Raw genomic sequence first — 21,562 nt, 5'->3', positions numbered from 1 at the left:
TTTTCAGCAATCACCCTTTGACTGTTTTCGGTGCTTTGCCTTCGCGCATCTGTTGCAGCAAAGGTGCGCACTGGTTAGGCGCGTCGGCGCTGGGTGCGATCAGTGCCAGCAAACCGGCCGCAGGCCCCGCGATCACACCCAGCGCCACCATGCCCGCGCCACGCAGCGCCAGAGGAATGGCTTTCACACCGGCATTCGGCTTGATAAACGGCCCGTTGACGTACAGCGGTGAACGCAGGGAGAACAGTCGAAAACCTTTCGATTCGGGGTTGATGGTCAAGTCCAGTTGCTCCGTGGCCATGTTCGCCGTGCCATCGATATAGATAATGGCGTTCTCGGTATCAAACACAAACAACCGCGTCGTCGCCAGGCCAGTCTTGATGCCGAAGTCCGCCGCGGCGCAATTGATCTTCACTTCCTTGTCGCCAAACAATCGGCCCACCACGTAGTTGCCCACGTTGAGCCCGGCGATTTCCATCAGGCCCCGGCTGATGGCGCCGTCGTTGATCAGCATCTTCAGGTCACCGTTGGAGGTGCCCAGCAATGCCGCCACGGAGTTGCCGCGACCGGAAATGTCGGCGTCGCCGTTGAGTTCACCAAAGCTGGTTTTCATCGGTTCGAATGTCGGGAACAGCTGCTTGAGCTTGAAGTTACGCGCAGTCAGTTTGGCACGACCTTCCATCGGTGCGGTGCGCCCGTTCAGGCGAATCTGTGCATCCAGCTTGCCGCCGGCCACGCCGAAACGCAGGGGCTCCAGGCTCAGTTCGCCGTCATTGAGCACCAAATGGGTGTAGAGGTCGGTGAAGGGTAGATCGGCACTGTGCACGATGCGCTTGCCGGTGAACGCCACATCGGCATCCATGACACGCCAGCGCTCAGTGCGGAACTCTTCCACCGGCAGCACTTTGGTCGCGGGTTGTTTGCTATCGCCGCCACGGGCTTTTTGCTTGGCATTCGAGTCGGCGCCGATCAGGGGGGCGAGGTCGGTCATCAGCAGTTGGTTGGACACCAACGCGCCGCTGAGTTTGGGGCGCGGCTGGCTGGCAACGTAGCCAAGGCTGCCGTGAATATCGCTGTTACCGATCTTGCCGTTGAAGTTTTCGTAGCGGAACGACGCGCCGTTGGCTTCGTGCAGCTTGGCGATCAGATGGCCATCGGTGGAATAGGCCGGCGAATCCGGCAAGGTCACGCCGGTCAGTGGGTAGAGGTTGCCCAGGCTGGAACCTGCGAGTTTCAGGCGCAGGTCCAGGGCCCCCAGATTCAGCGGATCCGTGAGGGTGCCGGCCAGGGCGATGCTGGTGTCCGCAATCTTGACTTGAGCCTGCAAAGGAAACGGCTTGGCCGCGTCTTGCAACGCCAGCAGGCCGCCGATCTTTCCGGTGCCGTCGAGTTTCTGGCCGTGGTACTGGCCTTTGACCTTGAGGCCGAACGCATAGTCCTGCGGCGCCGAGCCTTTTTCCAAAGCCTTCTTGGCATCGGCGTCGCCGACGATTTCACCAAAGGGCACGGGTTTGCCCAGCGGGTCGATGATGACATCCAGCTGGGTCTTGAGGGTCTGGTCGTCGAGGGTCACGTGGCCCTTGTCGAAGCCGATGGCGCCAATGTCCACCACCCAGTTGGAGGGTTCGGCGTTCGGGTCCTTAGGGTCGAACTTGAAGGTCCAGTTGGCGCGGCCGTCGGCCAGGCGCTGCAATTGCGCACTCGGCTCAGTGAGGTCAATGCGCGGGATCACCACGCGCTGCACCAGCAACGCCAGCGGCGAAATGCGCAGTTCGACCTTTTTAAGCGTGACCATCTGCGGGGTTTTCGACCAGTCGGGGTTACCCAGGGTCAGGTCTTCGGCAATCACATGGGGCCACGGCACCCAGGCGCGCCAACCGCCTTCATCGGGCTCACGTGCCCACACCACCGCGAGGTTGCCGTTGATGGCAAAAGGTCGATGCAGCTCTTCGGAAACCTTGGCATTGAGGGGCGGCTTGATGCGGTTCCAGTCAAAGAACACCAGAACCAATACCACCCCGGCAATTAACAGAACGACGCTGGCGCAACTCCAAGCGACGATTTTACGAGTGCGCGTCATTGCACGGGACTCCTGAATACGACTGGCTGGTTCACAGCCTTTATGGACAGCTTATACGACTACGACTGGCAAACCGTCTGGGGGTTTAACCCAATCGGTCACTTGCCGGGAAAAACATCAATTTCTGACCACTTCGACAGAATCCACCTACGACAGCGCACCATTGTTACCCACGGGCGTGTCGAAAATACCCACACCGGTGCAAAACCGCGGGCTTGAGAGGCCCGGCCTAGAGCCTCCGCTCAGAACAATCAATTCTGTTGATTATTACCATTGCGTTTATGAACTTTTATATCGACTTATCGAGAGTAGCATTAGCCCTGTACCCACTTTATCGCCCTCCCAAGGAGCAACCCATCATGAAACGCCAAGTACTCGCTACCGTCCTGTTATCCATCCTGGCTTCCAGTGCCTTTGCCCTGCCAGCCGTTGAACAGGCCACCCCACAAGTCAAAGCCGATGCCGTTCATTTCAGCCAGACCGTCGCTCGCAGCGGCTCGCAAGAAGAAGAGAACCGTGACTACGCCAAAGGCGCTGTTGCTGAAAATGGTTCGGAGCAAGCCAACAAACGCGCTTACACCGAAGGCCTGACCGAAAACGGCCGCGACCGCCTGGAAGAGAAAGGCCTGGTTGAAGGTGGTGCTGATCGCCTGCTGGAACGTAATGCTGTCGCCGAAGGTGGCCGTGATCGCCTGGAACAGAAAGGCCTGGTTGAAGGCGGTGCTGACCGTTTGCAAGAACTGCATCAAGCACAGAGCTAACCCTGTGGTGGCCCAGAAAAAAGCCCGATCTGTCGATCGGGCTTTTGCTTTCCTGTAGATCGCGTCACGTACTTCCCGCGCCAAGTTCGACGCCGGCAAAGCTGTTTTGCTAGAGTGCGTCGCTGTACTTGCCAACAAAGTCTGCCCGCCCATGCTGCCCCGCGCCGAACAGAAGCAACAGACCCGCCTCGCCTTGATGGACGCAGCCCGCCATCTGATGGAATGTGGCCGTGGGTTTGGCAGCCTGAGCCTGCGCGAAGTGGCGAAGACAGCTGGCATCGTGCCCACCGGTTTTTATCGCCACTTTGCCGATATGGACCAGCTTGGGCTTGTGTTGGTGAGTGAGGTCGGCCAGACCTTTCGCGCTACGATCCGCCTGGTGCGCCACAACGAATTCGTGATGGGCGGCATTATCGATGCCTCCGTGCGGATCTTTCTCGATGTGGTTTCGGCCAACCGTTCGCAATTCCTGTTCCTGGCCCGCGAGCAATACGGCGGCTGCCTGGCCGTGCGCCAAGCCATCGCGGCGTTGCGCGAAGACATCACTCGCGACCTGGCGGCTGACCTCACCTTCATGCCCAAACTGCAGCACCTGGACGCCGAAGGCTTGCACGTGATGGCCGACCTGATCGTCAAAAGTGTGTTCGCCACCCTTCCCGACATCATCGACCCGCCAGCCCAAGCCCTGCCCGCCCACCTCACGCCGCAGGCGAAAATCACACAACAATTGCGCTTTATCTTTATCGGTTTGAAGCACTGGCAAGGCCTGGGCAGCACCGAATAACGCAATCAGCCTGCCGAATGGAAACGCTTGGCCATGGTGTAGTGCTTGTTCCAATAGCGGTTGCTCAGTGAATCGATACGGATGTTTTTGCCGCTGCGCGGTGAATGGATAAATTTACCCTCGCCTATATAAAGGCCCACATGGCTGACCTGGCCGCTTCCGTTTCCTCTGAAAAACACCGCGTCGCCGGGCTGGAGCGCGTTGCGCTTGACCGTCGCAGCCGTCGAACGTTGCATTGCCGTTGTGGTGCGCGGTATTCGGATGTTGGCTTGAGTCTTGAACAGATACACCAGCAGGCTGCTGCAATCGAAGCCCTGCTCTGCCGAGGTGCCACCCCATTTGTAAGGCGTACCCAGCAGTTCGTGGGCGCGGTCGACCACATCGTCGATAGTCGCTTTTTTGTGTGAAGCGCTGAAAGGGGGATGGCCTTTCAGATTGGCCGAAGCCGATGAAAGGGCGAAAGACAGACTGACAATAACCAGGCAACAAAATGACTTGAACATGATGAACGTCGCAGTGGAGTAAACACGGCGCACAGACTAATGATCTCGCAGGTAACCGGATGAATGCCGAATCCTCATGCCCTGTAGGGAAAATCTGAAAACGCCCATCGCGCGTGCAATCAGTAAAATCGCGCACCACTTTGGCGCACGCAGAGAATCCTTCCTCGCTCCATTTAGTGGCGCTACCGCCCTTGCCTACAGGCAATTCCTACTCTCTATCGACATTGGCAAGGCCCTTGCTCTAGCTGTGCTATCGCTCATAGCTGGAAGCTTCCTGATGCTGGTGATCCACCGCCGAATCGCCCCTCAAGTCCTCTGGGCCGCCGAGTTGCTGCTGAATTTCGAAGCACGCAGCAAAAGTCGCCTGCGCTGTTTCAGTGCCGACGGTGAAGACGTTGGCCTTTTCCTGGAGCGCGGCCAGCCGCCGCTGCACGATGGCGAATTCCTACAGGCTGAAGACGGACGCGTCGTACGCGTATGCGCCCGACCTGAACATCTGCTGCACGTCACCTGCAGCAGCGCATTTGAACTGACTCGCGCGGCGTATCACCTGGGTAACCGCCATGTGGCGTTGCAGGTAGGGGACGGCTGGTTGCGCCTGCTAGACGACTACGTGCTCAAGGCCATGCTCGAACAGCTGGGTGCGCAGACCGAAACCATTGAAGCGCCCTTCCAGCCGGAGCACGGTGCTTACGGCGGCGGCCACCATCACTCGCGCCATGGCGATGAAGATTTCAACTACCCACCCAAGCTGCATCAGTTCGGCGTGCGTCTATGAACCCAGCCTGGGCGCTGTTGCGTCTGGCCAGTCCGCAATTGCCGATTGGCGGCTACAGCTATTCCCAGGGCCTGGAAATGGCGGTGGAGAACGGTCGTGTCAATGATGCGGCCACTGCACGACGCTGGATCAGCGATCAGTTGCTGCTCAACCTTGCGCGTTTCGAAGCACCGTTGCTGCTCGCACATTGCCAAGCGGCCTTTGATGAGGATTGGCCGCGCCTGGCGCAATGGTGTGATGAGCATCGCGCCAGCCGCGAGACCCGCGAGCTGTATCAGGAGAGCCGGCAGATGGGCTACTCGCTGCAGCAATTACTCAGCGGCTTGCCGGAACTGGACGACGCCGCCCGCGCATTTCTTGAGCGGTGCGCCGAGCCGCATCTGGCCCTGGGCTGGGCCCTGGCCGCTCGCGCCTGGAGCATCAGCCCCGCTGATGCCCTGGCGGCGTGGTTGTGGAGCTGGCTGGAAAACCAATTGGCCGTGCTGATGAAAACCCTGCCCCTCGGCCAGCAAGCCGCCCAGCGCCTGACCAGCGAACTGCTGCCGCTGCTGCAACAAGCCCAGCAGGACGCCAGCCGCATCGACCCTACCCATTTCGGCAGCGCCGCTTTCGGCCTGTCCCTGGCGTGCATGGCCCACGAGCGCCAGTACAGCCGCCTGTTCCGTTCCTAGGAGAACACAGACATGAACTCACAACCTTTACGTGTTGGCATCGGCGGCCCGGTGGGCTCCGGCAAGACGGCCCTGACCCTGGCGCTGTGCCTTGCGCTGCGTGATCGCTACAACCTGGCAGTGGTCACCAACGACATCTATACCCGCGAAGACGCCGATTTCCTGGTGCGTAACCAAGCCCTGGCGCCGGAGCGCATTATCGGCGTGGAAACCGGCGGCTGCCCGCACACGGCGATCCGTGAAGACGCCTCGATCAACCTCGAAGCCGTGGATCAGCTCAACCGCCGTTTCCCCGGCCTGGACCTGATCCTGGTGGAGTCCGGCGGCGACAACCTTTCGGCCACCTTCAGCCCCGAGCTGTCGGACCTGACCATCTATGTGATCGATGTGTCTGCCGGCGACAAGCTGCCACGCAAGGGCGGGCCTGGTATTTGCAAATCCGACCTGCTGGTGATCAACAAGATCGACCTGGCACCGCTGGTGGGCGCCTCGCTGGAGCTGATGAACAGCGACACCCAGCGCATGCGCAACGGTAAACCCTTTGTGTTCAGCAACCAGAAAACCGGTGTCGGCCTGGATGACATCGTCGCCTTTATCGAACGCCAAGGCCTGCTGACCGCCGCCTGACCAACCCTCAAGGAGCCTGTTTATGAGCCTCAAGAAACTCTTCACCGCCGCCGCCCTGCTGCTGGCCCCTGCCCTCGCCTTCGCTCACCCGGGCCACGGCGACAACGGCCTGGTGGCCGGCATCAGCCATCCCTTGGGTGGCATTGACCACTTGTTGGCCATGGTGGCCGTCGGTTTGTGGGCCGCCCAACAAAAAGGCGCCGCCCGCTGGGCATTGCCGTGCACCTTCGTGGGCACCATGCTGATTGGCGGCGTGCTGGGTTTTGAAGGCTTGGCACTGCCAGCGCTGGAAAGCGGGATTGCTGCATCGGTGCTGGCCCTGGGCCTGGCGGTGGCGCTGGCGGTGCGGCTGCCGTTGTTTGTGGCGGTGGGGGCGACAGCATTGTTCGCGCTGTTCCACGGCGTAGCGCACGGATTGGAGCTGCCGGACATGTCCAACCCTTGGGCGTATGCGGCTGGGTTTGTGGGCGCAACGGCAGTGTTGCACGCGGCGGGTTATGCGGTAGTGCGTTTCCTGCCGGCGGCTGCGGCGCCGTTGGTACGGGTTGCGGGGGCGGCGTCGGCGGCGACTGGGGTTTGGTTGCTTGCCAGTTAAAAGCCGCAAGCTACAAGCTGCAAGTAGACGCCGATTTGCGCCAACTTGCAGCTTGTAGCTCACAACTTACAACTGCCCCTCTGCTACCATGCGCGCCTACACCCCTGCCGTGACGACGCCAGCCAATGCCCAGCGCTTCCCAACCCTCCTTGAACACCGTGCTCACGCACTTCCACAGCCTGATCGTGCCGCTCTGGCAAGGCCCGGGCTGGAACGCCGAGCTGGCGCTGCCCTATGAGGCGCTGGATGCCGATCACCGGCCGCTGCCCCCACAACGCTACCGCGCCATGGCCTGCGCGCGGCAGCTGTACCTGTTTGCCAGTCTGATCGACGAGCCTGGCGCAGCCTTCGCCGAGGAGCGCGCAGCTGTTCTGTTCCGTTCGCTGCAACAGCACTTCCACGACGCCGAGCACGGTGGCTGGTTCTACAGCATCGATCCCACCGGCCAGCCGCTCGACAAGCGCAAAGACCTGTACACCCACGCCTTCATCATCTTCGCCTGCGCCCATTACTGGGCCAAGGTGCGTGCGCCGCTGGTGGAATCGGTGCTCAATGCGGCCCTGGAAGTGGTCGCCGAGCGGTTTTCCACAGGCGACGGCCTGTATGAAGCCGTGCTGGAGCGCAACTGGTCATCGCTTAAATCCGGCCCGCTGCAAAACCCGTTGATGCACTTGGCCGAAGGTTTCCTCGCCACCCTCGCGGTGCGTGAAGATGCCCACGTGCAGGCAGCCCTGCTGGCACTGGCGACAGCCATGCAACAGCGTTTCATCGACCGCCAGCACGGCGTAATGATGGAAAAACCGCTGGGCGCTGTGGATAACTGGTTCGAACCGGGACACCAGTTCGAGTGGTTCTTCTTGCTGGAATCTTCAGATGTACTGCGCGGTACGCCGCTGCATGCGTCGCTGACCCGGGCTTTCGCCTACGCCGAGCAACAGGGTGTGGATAACGTCAGCGGCGCAGTCAGCGGCATGCTGGCGCTGGACGGCACGATGCGTGACGGCACCCAACGTATCTGGGCCCAGGCCGAATACCTGCGGGCACTGACCTTGCGGCCGGACAGCGAAGCGGTGCTACAGCGCCAATTGCTGGCGCTGCAACAGCATTTTCTGCATGAGAAGGGTTGGAATGAATGCCTGGATGCCGAGGGCGTCGTGAGTCGACGGGATATGCCGTCGACTACGCCTTATCATTTGGCAACGTGCTATCAGGGTCTGACCCGGTATCTGGCCTGACTTTCAGGGCCTCTTCGCGAGCAAGCCCGCTCCGACATTTGACCGCGTCCTACCTTTGGAATGCAGGCGAATGTGAGAGCGGGCTTGCTCGCAAAGCAGGCGGCGCTATCTAGAGCTTTACTTGGCCCCGCGCTCAATCGCAAACCCAGCCCAAGTCTGGCTCACCGGCATCAACTCCAACCGGTTGATATTCACATGCGCCGGCGTATTCATGACCCAAAAAATCGTGTCAGCAATATCCTGCGGCTGAATCGGCTCGGCACCAGCATAAGTCGCGTCATACCGCGCCTGGTCACCACCAAAGCGCACCAACGAAAACTCGCTCTCGCACAGGCCGGGCTCGATGTTGGTCACGCGCACGCCGGTACCTTGCAGGTCGCAACGCAGGTTCAACGAGAACTGCTTAACAAACGCCTTGGAGCCGCCATACACATGGCTGCCTGGGTACGGGTAGCTGCCGGCGATGGAGCCCAGGTTGATGATCCCGGCGCCACGGCCATGCGCGATCAGGCGCGGCAGCAGCAGGCTGGTGGTGGTCAACAAGCCCTTGATGTTGGTGTCGACCATGGTTTCCCAATCGTCGAGGCTGCACTTGGGCGCCGGGTCAGTGCCCACGGCCAGGCCGGCGTTGTTGATCAGCCCGCGCAGCTTGGCGAACGACGGCGGCAGGTTGGCGATGGCGTCTTCCATGCCCTTGCGGTCACGCACGTCCACCACCAGGCCATGCACTTCGGTCTGCTTTGAAAGCTCTTCGACCAGCGCATTCAGGCGGTCGGCACGCCGGCCAGTCAGCACCAGTTTCCAGCCGGCGTCTGCAAAACGACGAGCACAGGCTTCGCCGAAACCTGAGGTTGCGCCAGTAATAAACAGCGTGTCGGACATGGTGTTCTCCTTGCGGGCATCGGGAAAAAATCAGCCAGCAGAATGCCCTGACGCCGCAGTGGCGGCAACCGCTAAGCGCATAACTTCATGCGCGACTGATCACTTTTTAACCATTTCGCGCAAAGCCTCATGAACCGTGGCTTGCAGCCATATACGCGCAGGTTATCCACAACTGCGCCCACAGTCTTTGGGGGCAAGTGCAAAAAGCCCCAGGCCTCTATACACAAGGGTTACAAGGGGGTTTAGAAAGTTTTTTGCTTGACCTTAGACGGGGCGTATGTAGACCCACCGACAGGCCGGAAAGCAGAACGATGGCTCCAGGCCAGTCATTCCGGCCTCTGCGGCCGTCTTTCCAGAGTTTAGTCACAGACTTATCCACAGGCTGGCGGGACATATTTCGGTCATATACCTGTGTCTATAAACAGGTTGACAAAGCCCTCGGGCGGTTGCGAAAAAGCCGCTGATCAAAAAACAAGCGACTCGCTGCAAGTCACGGTTTTAAAGGTTTTCAGCCAGCTACTACCACGTTACCCACAGCCGGTTCCACAGTGGGTGGGGACAAGTCAAAACTGTGACAAAACAGGGATTTGTGGCGGCTATATGTCGCGCTTTAGAGGGCGGCTGGATTTGTTTTCCACAATTTCCAGAACCGTCTGTGGATAGCACTAAAAAGACTGCGGGAGCCGCTTTTATGTGGGCTCCCACAGTGGGTGCTGCGTCGTTATTTAGATTAGTGCCCGCCGAGGTAGGCGTTGCGCACTTCCTCGTTTTCCAACAATTCCTTACCAGTACCCGTCAGGCGAATCTCACCGTTAACCATCACATACGCCCGATCCGACAGACGCAACGCATGGTTGGCGTTCTGCTCCACCAGGAAAATAGTCATCCCGGTCGCCGCCAACTCGCGCAGGGTCGAGAAGATCTGCTTCACCACAATCGGCGCCAGCCCCAGGCTTGGCTCGTCCAGCAGCAACAACTTTGGGCGGCTCATCAACGCGCGGGCGATGGCGAGCATTTGCTGTTCGCCACCCGACATGGTCATAGCGCGCTGGTTGCGCCGCTCCTTGAGACGTGGGAACAGCTCGAACATGCGCTGCATGTCTTCCTGCGCGAACTTGTCGCCAATCGGGATGGTGCCCATCAGCAGGTTTTCCTCGACGGTCATGTCGGGGAACACCCGCCGCCCTTCCGGCGACTGCGCAATGCCGTTGGAGGCGATGTAGTGCGATGACTTGTGGGTAATGTCGACGCCGTTGTAGAGGATCTGCCCCGACTCGGCCCGTGGCTGGCCAAAGATCGACATCAGCAGCGTGGACTTGCCCGCGCCGTTGGAGCCGATCAGGCTGACGGTTTCGCCTTCGTTGATATGCAGCGAGACTTTTTTGAGGGCCTGGATCGGACCGTAGTACACGTCCAGGTCCTTCATTTCGAGGATAGGTCCGCTCATACCAGCTCCTCTTCGTCGGCGCCCAGGTAGGCGGCAATCACTTTCGGGTCGTTTCGGATCGCTTCCGGCCCGCCTTCGGCGATCACGTTGCCGTGATCCAGCACCACGATGTGGTCGGAAATACTCATCACCATGCCCATGTCGTGTTCGATCAGCACTACCGTGAGGTCGTGTTCGTCGCGCAGCAGGCGAATCATCGCGCTGAGGGCTTCGGTTTCCTGGGGGTTGAGGCCAGCTGCCGGTTCGTCGAGGCAGATGATCTGCGGCCGCGTGCACATGGCACGTGCGATCTCCAGGCGGCGCTGCTGGCCGTAGGAGAGTTCGCCGGCCAGGCGATTGGCACAGTCCACCAGGTCCACCACCTCCAGCCAGTAGAAGGCGTGGTCAAGGGCATCGCTTTCGGCTTTGCGGTAGCCCTTGGTGTTGAGAATACCGGCGAGCATGCTGCGGTTGACCCACATGTGCTGGGCGACCAGCAGATTTTCCACCACCGACATTTCCTTGAAAAGGCGAATGTTCTGGAAGGTTCGCGCCAGGCCAGCACGGTTCACCAGATGGGTGCCGCCGAACATCTTGTAGTAGACCCGACTGAGGAAGCTCTTCGGCGAGACAAAGTCGACGGCTTTGAAGCGCTCGCCGAGCAGTTGGATCACGTTTGTCTGCTTGCCACGCACATTGAGTTCAATCTTGCCGCCGCTGGCTTTGTAGAAGCCGGTGAGGCAGTTGAACACCGTGGTCTTGCCTGCGCCGTTGGGGCCGATCAGGGCGAAGATCGAGTTGCGTTCGACCTTGAGGCTCACATCACTCAAAGCCTTGATGCCACCGAAGTGCATCATCAGGTGTTCCACCTGGAGGACGACTTCCTTGCTCATGGCGCTACCCCCTTACGTGGCGTCACACCGGAACGGCTGATCCGCATCAGGCCGCGTGGTCGCCAGATCATCATCACCACCATCAACACGCCAAACAGCAGCACGCGGTATTCGGAGAAGCTGCGCAGCAGTTCAGGCGCGACGGTCAATACGAAGGCCGCAATCACCACGCCGACCGTCGAACCCATGCCACCCAAGACCACGATGGCCAAAATCAACGCCGACTCAAAGAAGGTAAATGACGACGGGTTGACGAAGCCCTGGTAGCTGGCAAAGAACACCCCGGCCAGGCCCGCGGTAGACGCGCCGATGGTGAACGCCGAGAGCTTGACCAGTACGTGGTTCAGGCCCATGGAGCGGCAGGCGATTTCATCTTCGCGCAGCGCTTCCCAGGCACGGCCGACCGGCATGCGGGTCAGACGATGCTTGATGTACAGCACCAGCATCACCACGATGAACAACACGATGTAGATAAAAATGAACTTGAAATTAGGGCTGTAATCGATGCCGAAAAACTCATGAAAGGGCACCCCACCATCCTTGGCCTTGCGCACGAACTCCAACCCCATGAAGGTCGGTGACGGCACGGGCATGCCATTCGGACCGCCGGTAAACGACAGCCAGTTGTTAAGCACCAAGCGGATGATCTCACCGAAGCCCAGGGTCACGATAGCCAGGTAGTCACCGTGCATTCGTAATACCGGAAACCCGAGGATGCACCCCGCCAGCGCCGCCGCGATGGCCGCCAGTGGCAGCACCGTCCAGAAACCCAGGCCCAGGTATTGATAACCCAGCGCCAGGCCGTAGGCACCGATGGCGTAGAACGCCACGTAGCCCAAGTCGAGCAAGCCAGCCAGGCCTACCACGATGTTCAAGCCCAACCCGAGCAACACGTAGATCAGCCCGAGGATCACCACGGTCAGCAGGTACTTGTTGGCGAAGATCGGGAACACGATGGCGATCACGATCAGTGCCGGAATGATCCAGCGCAGCCGCGATTTATAGTCCGGTTTCTGCACGTGCACGCCGGAGCCGCTGCTCTCTAATCCCTGCAGGATTCTTATACCCTTGGGCGTTTGCAGGAACAGGCTCATGGCGAACCGGCCGAGCATTACAATCGCGACCATCACGCCGACGCGGGCCGGTTCCAGGTTGAAGCTGTAGCCATCGAGGACAACACCGACGATGGGCCCGAAGATGATCAGCGAAATCAGCCCGGCAAGGACTGCATCGACCACACTTTTCTTGATATCGATTGGTTTGGCAGCAGACATGTTTACACCTTAGCCACGAGTGGGCGACCAAGCAGGCCCTGAGGACGGAAAATCAGAATCACCACCAGCAGGGAGAAACTGAACACGTCTTTGTAGTCAGAGTTGATCAACCCCGAGAACAGCGACTCGGAGATACCCAGGATAATCCCGCCCAACATCGCCCCTGGCAGGGAGCCGATGCCGCCGAGTACCGCTGCGGTAAACGCCTTGATGCCTATGATGAAGCCGGCATAGAAATCGAAGGTGCCGTAGTTGAGGGTGATCAGCACGCCGGCCAGGGCCGCCATGGCGGCACCGATGACGAACACATAGGAGATCACCCGGTCGGTGTTGATGCCGAGGATCGAGGCCATCTTGCGGTCTTGCTGGGTCGCGCGGCACATGCGGCCGAGCTTGGTGTACTTGATGATGTAGGTCAGCAACGCCATCCCGGCAAACGCCGCCACGAGAATGAACACCTTGGTGTACGTGAGCTGCACGAACCCGGTGCCGATGTCGACACGCCAGGCGCCTGCCAGCAAGGTTGGAATACCTTGTTGCTTGGCGCCCTGGGCGATCTGCGCGTAGTTCTGCAGGATCAGGGAGATCCCGATGGCGCTGATCAGCGGTGCCAGGCGGGTGGAGTTACGCAGCGGTTTGTAGGCGACACGCTCGATGACCCAACCGTAAACGCCGGTGACGACGACGGTGAAGACCAAGGTGCCAAGAATGAGCAGCGGAAAGGATTCGATGCCGAAGTAAGCCAGCAGTGCCAGACTGATCGCCGCGAGGTAAGCGGAAATCATATAAACCTCGCCGTGGGCGAAGTTGATCATGCCAATGATGCCATAGACCATTGTGTAGCCGATGGCGATCAGGCCATAGACCGACCCGAGGGTCAGGCCATTGACCAGTTGCTGCAGGAAAATACCATCCATAACGCAATCTCACGCGGTGAGCACCTGCACACCGGTGGGTGTGCGGCGCTTCTGGAGGAAAAGACAGATATCGATCACGACACCACTCCCCTGTGGAAGCGGCGGTTCGACGCTTCGACTTGCTCGCGAATGCGGTGTATCAGTCAACACATTTGCTACCTGACAGACCGCTTTCGCGAGCGAGCCCGCTCCCACATTGGTTAGGTGCTGACTAGCCTTACTTCTGCTTTTCCAACTGGTGGTATTTACCTTCCTTGTCCCACTGGTAAACCACATAGTCGGAGACTTTCAGGTCGCCCTTGGCGTCCCAGGTCTTCTCGCCCATCACGGTTTTCACAGGGTTGGCCTTGAGCCACTTGGCGGCGTCTTCGCCTTTGTCGGACTTGGCGCCGTTGAAGCCGGCGGCCAGGGCCTGGAGCGAAGCGTAGGCGTACAGGGTGTAGCCTTCAGGCTCGTAGCCGGCTTTGCGGAACTCTTCCACCACGGCCTTGCTTTCGGGCAACAGGCGCGGGTCCGCGCCAAAGGTCATGTAGACGCCGTCCACGTATTGCTTGCCGCCTGCGGTGGTGACCAATTCGTCGGTCACTACGCCGTCATCGGACATGAACTTCACATCTTTCAGGCCGGCTTCACGCAGTTGGCGAACCAGCGGACCGGCTTCCGGGTGCAGGCCGCCGAAGTACACGACATCAGCGCCGGTAGAACGGATTTTGGTGACCAGCGCACTGAAGTCTTTCTCGCCACGGGTCAGGCCTTCTTCCAGCACCGGCTTGACGCCGCGCTTGGTCAACTGGGCAGCAGTGGCGTCAGCCAGGCCTTTGCCGTAGGTGTCCTTGTCATTGATCACGGCAATTTTCTTGCCCTTGAGCACGTCGACGATGTAATCGCCGGCGACGATGCCTTGCTGGTCGTCACGCCCGCACATACGGAACATTGCGCTCATGCCGCGCTCGGTCACTTGTGGGTTGGTGGAACCTGGGGTGATGGCGATCACGCCCGCGTCGTTATACACCTCGGACGCCGGGATGGTGTTCGACGAGCAGAAGTGCCCGACCACGCCGATCACTTTGTCCTGGTCGACCAGCCGGTTGGCGACGGCTACGGCCTGCTTGGGTTCGCAGGCATCGTCGCCGGCAACCAGCTTGATCTGTTCACCGTTAATGCCGCCGGCCTTGTTGATCGCATCGGCTGCCGCTTGGGCACCCTTCATGTACTGCTCACCGAATGAGGCGTTGGCGCCAGTCATCGGCCCCGCAACGCCAATCTTCACATCAGCTTGAACAAACGTAGAAACACCCAGCGCCGCTGCAACGGCGAGGGCCAGGAAACCTTTCTTGTAAAACGTCTGGGACATGAGTAGTGCTCCGATATTTTTGATTTTTGGCACGACAACTTGCGTTCAAACTTTTCACTGAAAGCTCAGAGCAAGGCGCGTGCCACTACGTTTTTATTCTTCAAAAAGACACGGTGTCATTGTTATTGCAGGTGTTTCAGCGCCATTCGCAAGGACGTGCAACCGTCTAGCATCACAAGGTGCAACCAGCGGATCGAAAAAGTACAACCTCGGCAGGTCGCACCTGCAACCAACCCGATAAACGACAGTTCCTACAGCTGTAACAAATGACGTAACGGAACTGCACATTTACAGTGCGTGACTGCTACGACTTGCACCAATACAGATTAGTAGCCGACTAAGAAAATGCAGGCTTTTGAGCGGTACTTCGCTGATCAGATCACGATCCTCAGACATTGGCCTGCGTGATACAGCGAAAAACCGGCCTCATAAAGACAGCTGCGCAGACCGACCCCGGCCAGCGGTTGCATGGGCGCGAAGGGAATCGGCAATGCCTGTGGATTCTGGTGACACAAGTAGTCGGCAAACGCTTTGCCGACCACGCTGCCGGTGGTCACGCCGCGTCCGTTATAGCCCGTTACTGCCACCAGGCCAGGGGCGGGTTCGAATAGGCGCATCAAGTGGTCCGGTGTGAAGGCAATGCAGCCGGTCCAGGTATAGTCCCACTGCACCGATTTGAGGTACGGGAAGTAATGCCGCTGCACCCGATCGGCCCACGCCTCGAGGAACCAAGCCGGTTTCTGGTTTCCGTTGCCCAGGCTACCGAGCAACAGGCGGCCATCGGCATCGCGGCGAATGCTGCTCAGCACTTGGCGCGTATCCCACGAGCCTTGGCCGCCGGGAAGGATTTGCTGGGCGGCGTCCCCCGTCAGCGGGACCGACGCGACCTGGTAGTAGTAACCGGGGAAGAAATTGCGCCGCAGTTCGGTCCATTCGCCTTCGGTATAGGCATTTGAGGCGATGACCACCTGTCCAGCCTGCACTGAGCCTTGGGCCGTCTGCACCGACCAGTGCGCACCTTGGCGCTCGAGTTGGGTGACCGGGGAATGGTCGAACAACTGTCCGCCTAGGCCGACAGCCGCATTCGCCAAACCACTGGTGTAAGCCATTGGATTCAAGGTGCCGGCGCGCCGATCCAGCAAGGCTGCCGCGATTTTCTGAGTGCCAGTGGCTTGCTCGCATGCCTGGCCGGTGAGCAATTCCACCGGCGCGCCCCGGCGCTTCCATTGTTCTTCACGACTGCGCAAATCCGCTTCGCCACGGGCGTTGTGCGCCATGTGCAACGTGCCCTCGCGGCGCAATTGGCAATCGATGTTGTATGTGTCGATCAGGCTGAACACCAGCGACGGCGCCGCGCCCAGCATGCGGTTAAGCTGGCTGCCCACCGCCTCGCCGAAACCGGCTTCGATCTCGTCCGGCGGGATCCACAGGCCGGCGTTGACCAGCCCGACGTTACGCCCCGAGCCGCCATGGCCGGTGCGATGGGCTTCCAGCACGGCAACGCTTTTACCCTGCTCCAGCAAGTGAACGGCCGCCGACAGCCCGGTGATCCCGGCGCCGATCACGCACACATCCACGTTGACATCGCCCTTGAGCGCGACGCGATCCGGCCTGCCAGGGGTGAGGTGTTCCCACAAACATGTTTCGCGCAGTGCCATTGCCAGACTCCGATGAGACCTAACAAACAACCATTTCAGGGTTGTAAACCCAATCAACTGTGGGAGCAGGCAAGCCAGCTCCCCCATTTTGACCTCACTCCGACTGAGAGATCAGTCGAAGGTAATACCCTGGGCCAATGGCAGCTCCAGCGAGTAATTCACCGTATTGGTCTGCCGCCGCATATACCCGCGCCACGCATCCGAGCCCGATTCACGCCCACCGCCCGTCTCTTTCTCACCGCCAAACGCACCGCCGATTTCCGCGCCGCTCGGGCCGATGTTGACGTTGGCGATGCCGCAGTCACTGCCCACGGCCGACATGAACTGCTCGGCTTCGCGCACATCGGTAGTGAAGATGCATGACGACAAACCTTGCGGCACGGCGTTGTTCAGACGCAGGGCTTCAGCGAAATCGGTGTAGCCAATCACGTAAAGAATCGGCGCAAACGTTTCAGTGCACACCACGTCGCTTTGCTCGGGCATTTCGACGATGGCCGGCGACACGTAGTAGGCGTTAGGGAATGTGTCTTGCAGTTGGCGCTTGCCGCCGAACACCTTGCCGCCTTCGCTCAAGGCTTGCTCCAGGGCGTCCTGCATGTTCTCGAAGCCGTGTTTGTCGATCAGTGGGCCGATCAGGTTGCCTTCCAGCGGGTGGCCGATGCGCACCTTGGAATAGGCGGCCTTGAGGCGGGTGACGATTTCCTGCTTCACCGATTCGTGGGCGATCAGTCGGCGCAGCGTGGTGCAACGCTGACCGGCGGTGCCGACGGCGCTGAACAGGATGGCGCGCACGGCCATGTCCAGGTCGGCGCTTGGGCCGAGGATCATTGCATTGTTGCCGCCCAGCTCCAGGATGCTGCGGGCAAAACGTGCGGCGACTTTCGGTGCCACTTCGCGGCCCATGCGGGTGCTGCCGGTGGCGCTGATCAACCCGACGCGCGGGTCATCCACCAGAGCGGCGCCGGCGTCGCGGCCGCCGATGATCACTTGGCTGAGGTACTCGGGAGCGCCGTCGAATTTCTTCAGCACACGCTCGAACAGCGCCTGGCAGGCCAAGGCGGTAAGCGGGGTCTTTTCCGAGGGTTTCCAGATCACCGCGTTGCCGCACACCAGCGCCAGGGTGGTGTTCCACGCCCACACGGCGACCGGGAAGTTGAAGGCGCTGATCACGCCGACCACGCCCAGTGGGTGCCAGGTTTCACGCATATGGTGGCCCGGGCGTTCGGAGGCGATCGTCAAACCGTACAGCTGGCGCGACAGGCCGACGGCGAAGTCACAGATGTCGATCATTTCCTGCACTTCGCCCAGGCCTTCCTGGGTGATCTTGCCGGCTTCCCAGGACACCAGCTCGCCGAGATCGGCCTTGTACTCGCGCAACACATCACCGAACTGACGCACCAGTTCGCCGCGGCGCGGTGCGGGCACGTTGCGCCAGGCCTGGAATGCATGCTCAGCGCGACTGACCTGTTGCTCTACCTCGGCGGCGCCTTCCCAGTTCACGCTGCCGATACGGCTGCCATCGATCGGCGAATGCACGGGTTGTTTCCCAGACTGGTACAGCGCCGGGTTTACCCCGAGACGATCAAGCAATGCGGCAACCATGGGTCACTCCTTCAATGTTCAAAACAGAAAATAGCGCCGCCGACAGACACGGCGATCCAGAGCTTATTTGTAGCTGGCCCAAGACGTGCCAACAAACGACGATTAGGCGAGATATCATTCCGTTTATTCATGCAAAGAATAAAAAGAGGCGTGCCGTGCTCAATAAAAGACATTTGCCCTCGATCACTGCCTTGCAGTGCTTCGAAGCCGCCACCCGCCACCTGAGTTTCACCCGCGCCGCCGAGGAACTGAACCTCACGCAGAGCGCGGTGAGTAAGCAGGTGGCGCAGTTGGAAGAGTTGTTACAACACCTGCTGTTTCGCCGGGTGCGCCGCCGCTTGCAGATGACGCCAGCGGGCGACCTGTACCTGGTGGAAGTGCGCAAGATCCTCACGCAGGTGGAGATGTCCACCCACTACCTGCGTTCCTACGGCGGCGAGACCGAAGTGTTGCGGGTGTCTACGCCCTACACCTTCGGCGCGCGCTGGCTGGTACCGCGCCTCAAGGGATGGCGGCTGCGTCACCCGCAGATCCATCTAGACCTGTGTAATGAGCAGGCGCCGGACGAGCTTTTGCAAGGCAAGGCCGACATGGCCTTCTACTTTGGCCAGGGCTCACGCCCCGGCACCGAGAGCCTGAAGCTGTTCAGCGAAGAGCTTGTACCTGTCTGTGCACCGGAAAGCCTGCCCGCGCAGCCGTTCACCGATCCCACGCAACTCAGCGATCTGGTCCTGCTGCAAAACGCCTCACGGCCGCAGGGCTGGCATGACTGGTTCGCCAGCCAGGGCTATCAGACAGAGCACAGTTACCACGGGCCACGATTCGACACGTTCTATATGTGTATTCGTGCAGCGCAGGTGGGCTGTGGCGTGGCGTTGTTGCCGCGCTTTCTGGTGGAAGAAGAGTTGGCCGAAGGCAAGCTGGTGATCCCCTGGCAGCATGCGCTGCCGAGCCAGGATGCGTATTACTTGGCCTACCCCGAACATTCGGCGGAAGTGCCCAAGGTGCGTGAGTTTGTGAAGTGGATGATGGAGCAGGTGCTATAGCGCCTGCGATGGCGCCAGTGGCCTTACCGAAAAAATCACTGGCAAAACAACACAGGTCTATGCGCCACTAGCCCTCTTCCCTAATTGTGCGTAAAGGTCGGCGCCCATTGCCGACCCGTCTGGAGATTCCCGCTATGAGCGAGAGTGTGTTTGCCGATCGCATCGTGCAGAACTTGCTCGACACCGACTTCTACAAGCTGACCATGATGCAGGCGGTGCTGCACAACTACCCCAACGTGGAAGTTGAATGGGAGTTTCGTTGCCGAAACAGCGAAGACCTGCGCCCGTACCTGGCGGAGATCCGCTACCAGATCGAACGCCTCGCCGAACTGAGCCTGAGCCCGGACCAGCTGGGTTTCCTGGAACGCATCAGCTTCATGAAGCCGGATTTTTTGCGCTTCCTCGGCCTGTTCCGTTTCAACCTGCGCTACGTGCAAACCGGCATCGAGAACGGCGAGTTGTTCATCCGCCTGCGTGGGCCGTGGCTGCATGTGATCCTGTTTGAGGTGCCAATGCTGGCCATCGTCAGCGAGGTGCGTAACCGCTACCGCTACCAGACCGTGATCATCGAACAGGCCCGCGAGCAGTTGTATCGCAAATTCGACTGGCTGACGGCGAATGCCAGCAGCGATGAGCTGTCGGAACTGCAAGTGGCCGACTTCGGCACGCGCCGGCGCTTCTCGTACCGCGTGCAGGAGGAAGTGGTCAGTGTGCTCAAGCACGATTTCCCCGGGCGTTTTGTCGGCACCAGCAACGTGCACCTGGCCCGTGAATTCGATATGAAGCCGCTGGGCACCATGGCGCACGAATGGATCATGGCGCACCAGCAACTCGGCCCACGCCTGATCGACAGCCAGATCGCCGCACTCGATTGCTGGGTCCGCGAATACCGTGGGCTGCTGGGCATTGCCCTGACCGATTGCATCACCACCGACGCGTTCCTCGGCGACTTCGATTTGTACTTCGCCAAGTTGTTCGACGGCCTGCGCCATGACTCCGGCGACCCGGTGCAATGGGCGGAAAAAGCCATCGCCCATTACCATAAGCTGGGCATCGAGCCGATGAGCAAGACCCTGGTGTTCTCCGACAGCCTGTCGCTGCCCAAGGCCCTGGAGATATTCCGCGCACTGCGGGGTCGGATCAATGTGAGCTTTGGCATTGGTACCAACCTGACCTGCGATATTCCAGGTGTCGAGCCGATGAGCATCGTGCTTAAAATGACCGCCTGCAATGGCCAGCCCGTCGCGAAGATCTCCGATGAAGCGGGCAAGACCCACTGCACCGACCCGAATTTTGTCGCCTACTTGCGTCATGTTTTCAAAGTACCTGCCATCTCTAGCAAGGAGTGAATCATGCAAGCCGTACAGCGTGAGATTGCTGAACAGCTCAAGGTCCAAGCGCCGTTCAAAGACCAGGCCGCCCTCGAGGCCGAAATCTCCCGGCGCGTGACCTTTATCCAGAACTGCCTGCGCAATGCCGGGCTCAAAGCGTTGGTGCTGGGCATCAGCGGTGGCGTCGACTCCCTGACCGCCGGCCTGTTGGCCCAACGCGCGATGCAGGAACTGCGCGCCAGCACCGGTGATGACGCCTACCGTTTTATCGCCGTGCGCCTGCCCTACGAAACCCAGTTCGATGAAATCGACGCCCAGGCCTCGGTGGACTTTATCGAACCGGACGAGCGCCACACCGTGAACATCGGCCCGGCAGTGAAAGCCCTGGCCAATGAAGTGGCGGCGTTTGAAGGCAAGGCTGCCGTATCCCGCGATTTCGTGCTGGGCAACACCAAGGCGCGCATGCGCATGGTGGCGCAGTACACCATCGCCGGCGCGGCCGGTGGCCTGGTGATTGGCACCGACCATGCAGCAGAAGCGGTGATGGGCTTTTTCACCAAGTTTGGTGATGGCGCGTGCGATCTGGCGCCATTGAGCGGGCTGGTGAAGAACCAGGTGCGCGCAATTGCACGGCACTTTGGTGCGCCGGAATCGTTGGTGGAGAAAGTGCCGACGGCGGACCTGGAAGACCTGTCGCCGGGCAAGCCGGACGAAGCGTCACATGGCGTGACCTACACCGAGATAGATGCATTCCTGCACGGCGAGCCGGTGCGTGAGGAAGCGTTCCGGATTATCTGTGAGACGTATCGCAAGACTGAGCACAAACGGGTGATGCCGTTTGCGCCGTGAGGTGAGCCAGATAGGCTTGTGTTGACTGCCAGACCGTTATCGCAGGCAAGCCAGCTCCCACAGTTGACCGGGTTCCAGCATGAAAATGCAGTTGAATGTGGGAGCTGGCTTGCCTGCGATGAACGATGACCCGGTTCAACTGACCGCCCACAAAAAAGCGCCCTTCGGGGTAATGCTGTTCACTTAAGCGGAGCAGCCTTACGATTCACCGGAAACCGGGTCTTTGATATCTTCACCGTCCTGGGTCTCGAAGGCCTTGGACGGTGGTTCAGAAACATCCCTCCAACACCCGCCCT

20 protein-coding genes are annotated in these 21,562 nt (G+C 60.0%); 10 read left to right on the top strand and 10 right to left on the bottom strand.

Features of this window, described 5'->3' with window-relative positions; translation table 11 throughout:
• Window positions 1-10: 10 nt before the first annotated feature.
• A complete protein-coding gene (locus tag AACY52_RS15445; protein ID WP_339415701.1) occupies window positions 11-2,080 on the bottom strand; it encodes an AsmA family protein in 2,070 nt (689 codons plus the stop codon).
• A 359-nt stretch (window positions 2,081-2,439) separates the two neighbouring features.
• Between AACY52_RS15445 and AACY52_RS15440 the strand changes: the two genes are divergently transcribed.
• Together AACY52_RS15440 and AACY52_RS15435 are read left to right on the top strand one after the other, a co-directional pair.
• Entirely contained in the window at window positions 2,440-2,841 is a 402-nt protein-coding gene (locus tag AACY52_RS15440) for a hypothetical protein (RefSeq protein WP_339415700.1), read from the top strand.
• Window positions 2,842-2,992: 151 nt separating this feature from the next.
• On the top strand, window positions 2,993-3,625 hold the full coding sequence (locus tag AACY52_RS15435) for a TetR family transcriptional regulator (protein ID WP_307387336.1): 633 nt from the start codon (window positions 2,993-2,995) through the stop codon (window positions 3,623-3,625).
• 5 nt (window positions 3,626-3,630) lie between these two features.
• Here AACY52_RS15435 and AACY52_RS15430 read toward each other — a convergent pair whose 3' ends face one another.
• Window positions 3,631-4,128, bottom strand: coding sequence for a C40 family peptidase (locus tag AACY52_RS15430; RefSeq protein WP_339415693.1), 498 nt, complete (start codon window positions 4,126-4,128; stop codon window positions 3,631-3,633).
• Between the two features lie 277 nt (window positions 4,129-4,405).
• Between AACY52_RS15430 and ureE the strand changes: the two genes are divergently transcribed.
• From ureE to AACY52_RS15405, 5 genes are all read left to right on the top strand, one after another.
• Window positions 4,406-4,906 (top strand): urease accessory protein UreE, encoded by a 501-nt coding sequence (gene ureE, locus AACY52_RS15425; RefSeq protein WP_339560594.1) that lies wholly within the window; start codon window positions 4,406-4,408, stop codon window positions 4,904-4,906.
• Window positions 4,903-5,577 carry an urease accessory protein UreF gene (locus AACY52_RS15420; RefSeq protein WP_339415692.1) on the top strand — a complete coding sequence of 225 codons (675 nt, stop codon included), beginning with the start codon at window positions 4,903-4,905 and terminating at the stop codon, window positions 5,575-5,577. The genes ureE and AACY52_RS15420 overlap by 4 nt, the downstream gene beginning before the upstream one ends.
• A gap of 12 nt (window positions 5,578-5,589) precedes the next feature.
• Window positions 5,590-6,204: an urease accessory protein UreG gene (gene ureG / locus AACY52_RS15415; protein WP_065874333.1), complete on the top strand. Its 615-nt coding sequence runs from the start codon at window positions 5,590-5,592 to the stop codon at window positions 6,202-6,204.
• A 22-nt stretch (window positions 6,205-6,226) separates the two neighbouring features.
• Window positions 6,227-6,799 carry a HupE/UreJ family protein gene (locus AACY52_RS15410; RefSeq protein ID WP_339415691.1) on the top strand — a complete coding sequence of 191 codons (573 nt, stop codon included), beginning with the start codon at window positions 6,227-6,229 and terminating at the stop codon, window positions 6,797-6,799.
• A 125-nt stretch (window positions 6,800-6,924) separates the two neighbouring features.
• On the top strand, window positions 6,925-8,034 hold the full coding sequence (locus AACY52_RS15405) for an AGE family epimerase/isomerase (protein ID WP_339415689.1): 1,110 nt from the start codon (window positions 6,925-6,927) through the stop codon (window positions 8,032-8,034).
• A 117-nt stretch (window positions 8,035-8,151) separates the two neighbouring features.
• Here AACY52_RS15405 and AACY52_RS15400 read toward each other — a convergent pair whose 3' ends face one another.
• The 8 genes from AACY52_RS15400 to AACY52_RS15365 all read right to left on the bottom strand — a co-directional run bounded on the left by AACY52_RS15400 (window position 8,152) and on the right by AACY52_RS15365 (window position 18,040).
• A complete protein-coding gene (locus AACY52_RS15400) occupies window positions 8,152-8,916 on the bottom strand; it encodes an SDR family oxidoreductase (RefSeq protein ID WP_339415687.1) in 765 nt (254 codons plus the stop codon).
• Window positions 8,917-9,646: 730 nt separating this feature from the next.
• Window positions 9,647-10,363, bottom strand: a complete 717-nt coding sequence (locus AACY52_RS15395) for an ABC transporter ATP-binding protein (protein WP_339415685.1) — start codon at window positions 10,361-10,363, stop codon at window positions 9,647-9,649.
• Window positions 10,360-11,235: an ATP-binding cassette domain-containing protein gene (locus tag AACY52_RS15390; protein ID WP_339415684.1), complete on the bottom strand. Its 876-nt coding sequence runs from the start codon at window positions 11,233-11,235 to the stop codon at window positions 10,360-10,362. The genes AACY52_RS15395 and AACY52_RS15390 overlap by 4 nt, the downstream gene beginning before the upstream one ends.
• Entirely contained in the window at window positions 11,232-12,509 is a 1,278-nt protein-coding gene (gene livM, locus AACY52_RS15385) for a high-affinity branched-chain amino acid ABC transporter permease LivM (protein ID WP_339415683.1), read from the bottom strand. Before livM ends, AACY52_RS15390 begins: the two co-directional genes overlap by 4 nt.
• Before the next feature lie 2 nt (window positions 12,510-12,511).
• Window positions 12,512-13,426, bottom strand: coding sequence for a branched-chain amino acid ABC transporter permease (locus AACY52_RS15380; RefSeq protein ID WP_048727385.1), 915 nt, complete (start codon window positions 13,424-13,426; stop codon window positions 12,512-12,514).
• A gap of 217 nt (window positions 13,427-13,643) precedes the next feature.
• Window positions 13,644-14,780, bottom strand: a complete 1,137-nt coding sequence (locus AACY52_RS15375; protein WP_339415680.1) for a branched-chain amino acid ABC transporter substrate-binding protein — start codon at window positions 14,778-14,780, stop codon at window positions 13,644-13,646.
• A 374-nt stretch (window positions 14,781-15,154) separates the two neighbouring features.
• Window positions 15,155-16,438 (bottom strand): FAD-binding oxidoreductase, encoded by a 1,284-nt coding sequence (locus tag AACY52_RS15370; RefSeq protein WP_339560593.1) that lies wholly within the window; start codon window positions 16,436-16,438, stop codon window positions 15,155-15,157.
• A gap of 111 nt (window positions 16,439-16,549) precedes the next feature.
• A complete protein-coding gene (locus tag AACY52_RS15365; protein ID WP_339415678.1) occupies window positions 16,550-18,040 on the bottom strand; it encodes an aldehyde dehydrogenase family protein in 1,491 nt (496 codons plus the stop codon).
• A 155-nt stretch (window positions 18,041-18,195) separates the two neighbouring features.
• Here AACY52_RS15365 and AACY52_RS15360 point away from each other — a divergent pair, with 155 nt between their 5' ends.
• The 3 genes from AACY52_RS15360 to nadE all read left to right on the top strand — a co-directional run bounded on the left by AACY52_RS15360 (window position 18,196) and on the right by nadE (window position 21,266).
• Window positions 18,196-19,086, top strand: a complete 891-nt coding sequence (locus AACY52_RS15360; RefSeq protein WP_339415677.1) for a LysR substrate-binding domain-containing protein — start codon at window positions 18,196-18,198, stop codon at window positions 19,084-19,086.
• A 134-nt stretch (window positions 19,087-19,220) separates the two neighbouring features.
• Entirely contained in the window at window positions 19,221-20,435 is a 1,215-nt protein-coding gene (gene pncB, locus AACY52_RS15355) for a nicotinate phosphoribosyltransferase (protein WP_339427243.1), read from the top strand.
• Window positions 20,436-20,438: 3 nt separating this feature from the next.
• Window positions 20,439-21,266: an ammonia-dependent NAD(+) synthetase gene (gene nadE, locus AACY52_RS15350; protein WP_339427244.1), complete on the top strand. Its 828-nt coding sequence runs from the start codon at window positions 20,439-20,441 to the stop codon at window positions 21,264-21,266.
• Window positions 21,267-21,562 lie beyond the last annotated feature (296 nt).

Source organism: Pseudomonas sp. EA_65y_Pfl1_P113, from assembly GCF_963970525.1.
Lineage (GTDB): Bacteria > Pseudomonadota > Gammaproteobacteria > Pseudomonadales > Pseudomonadaceae > Aquipseudomonas > Aquipseudomonas tritici.
This window is presented reverse-complemented; position numbering and strand designations above follow the sequence as displayed.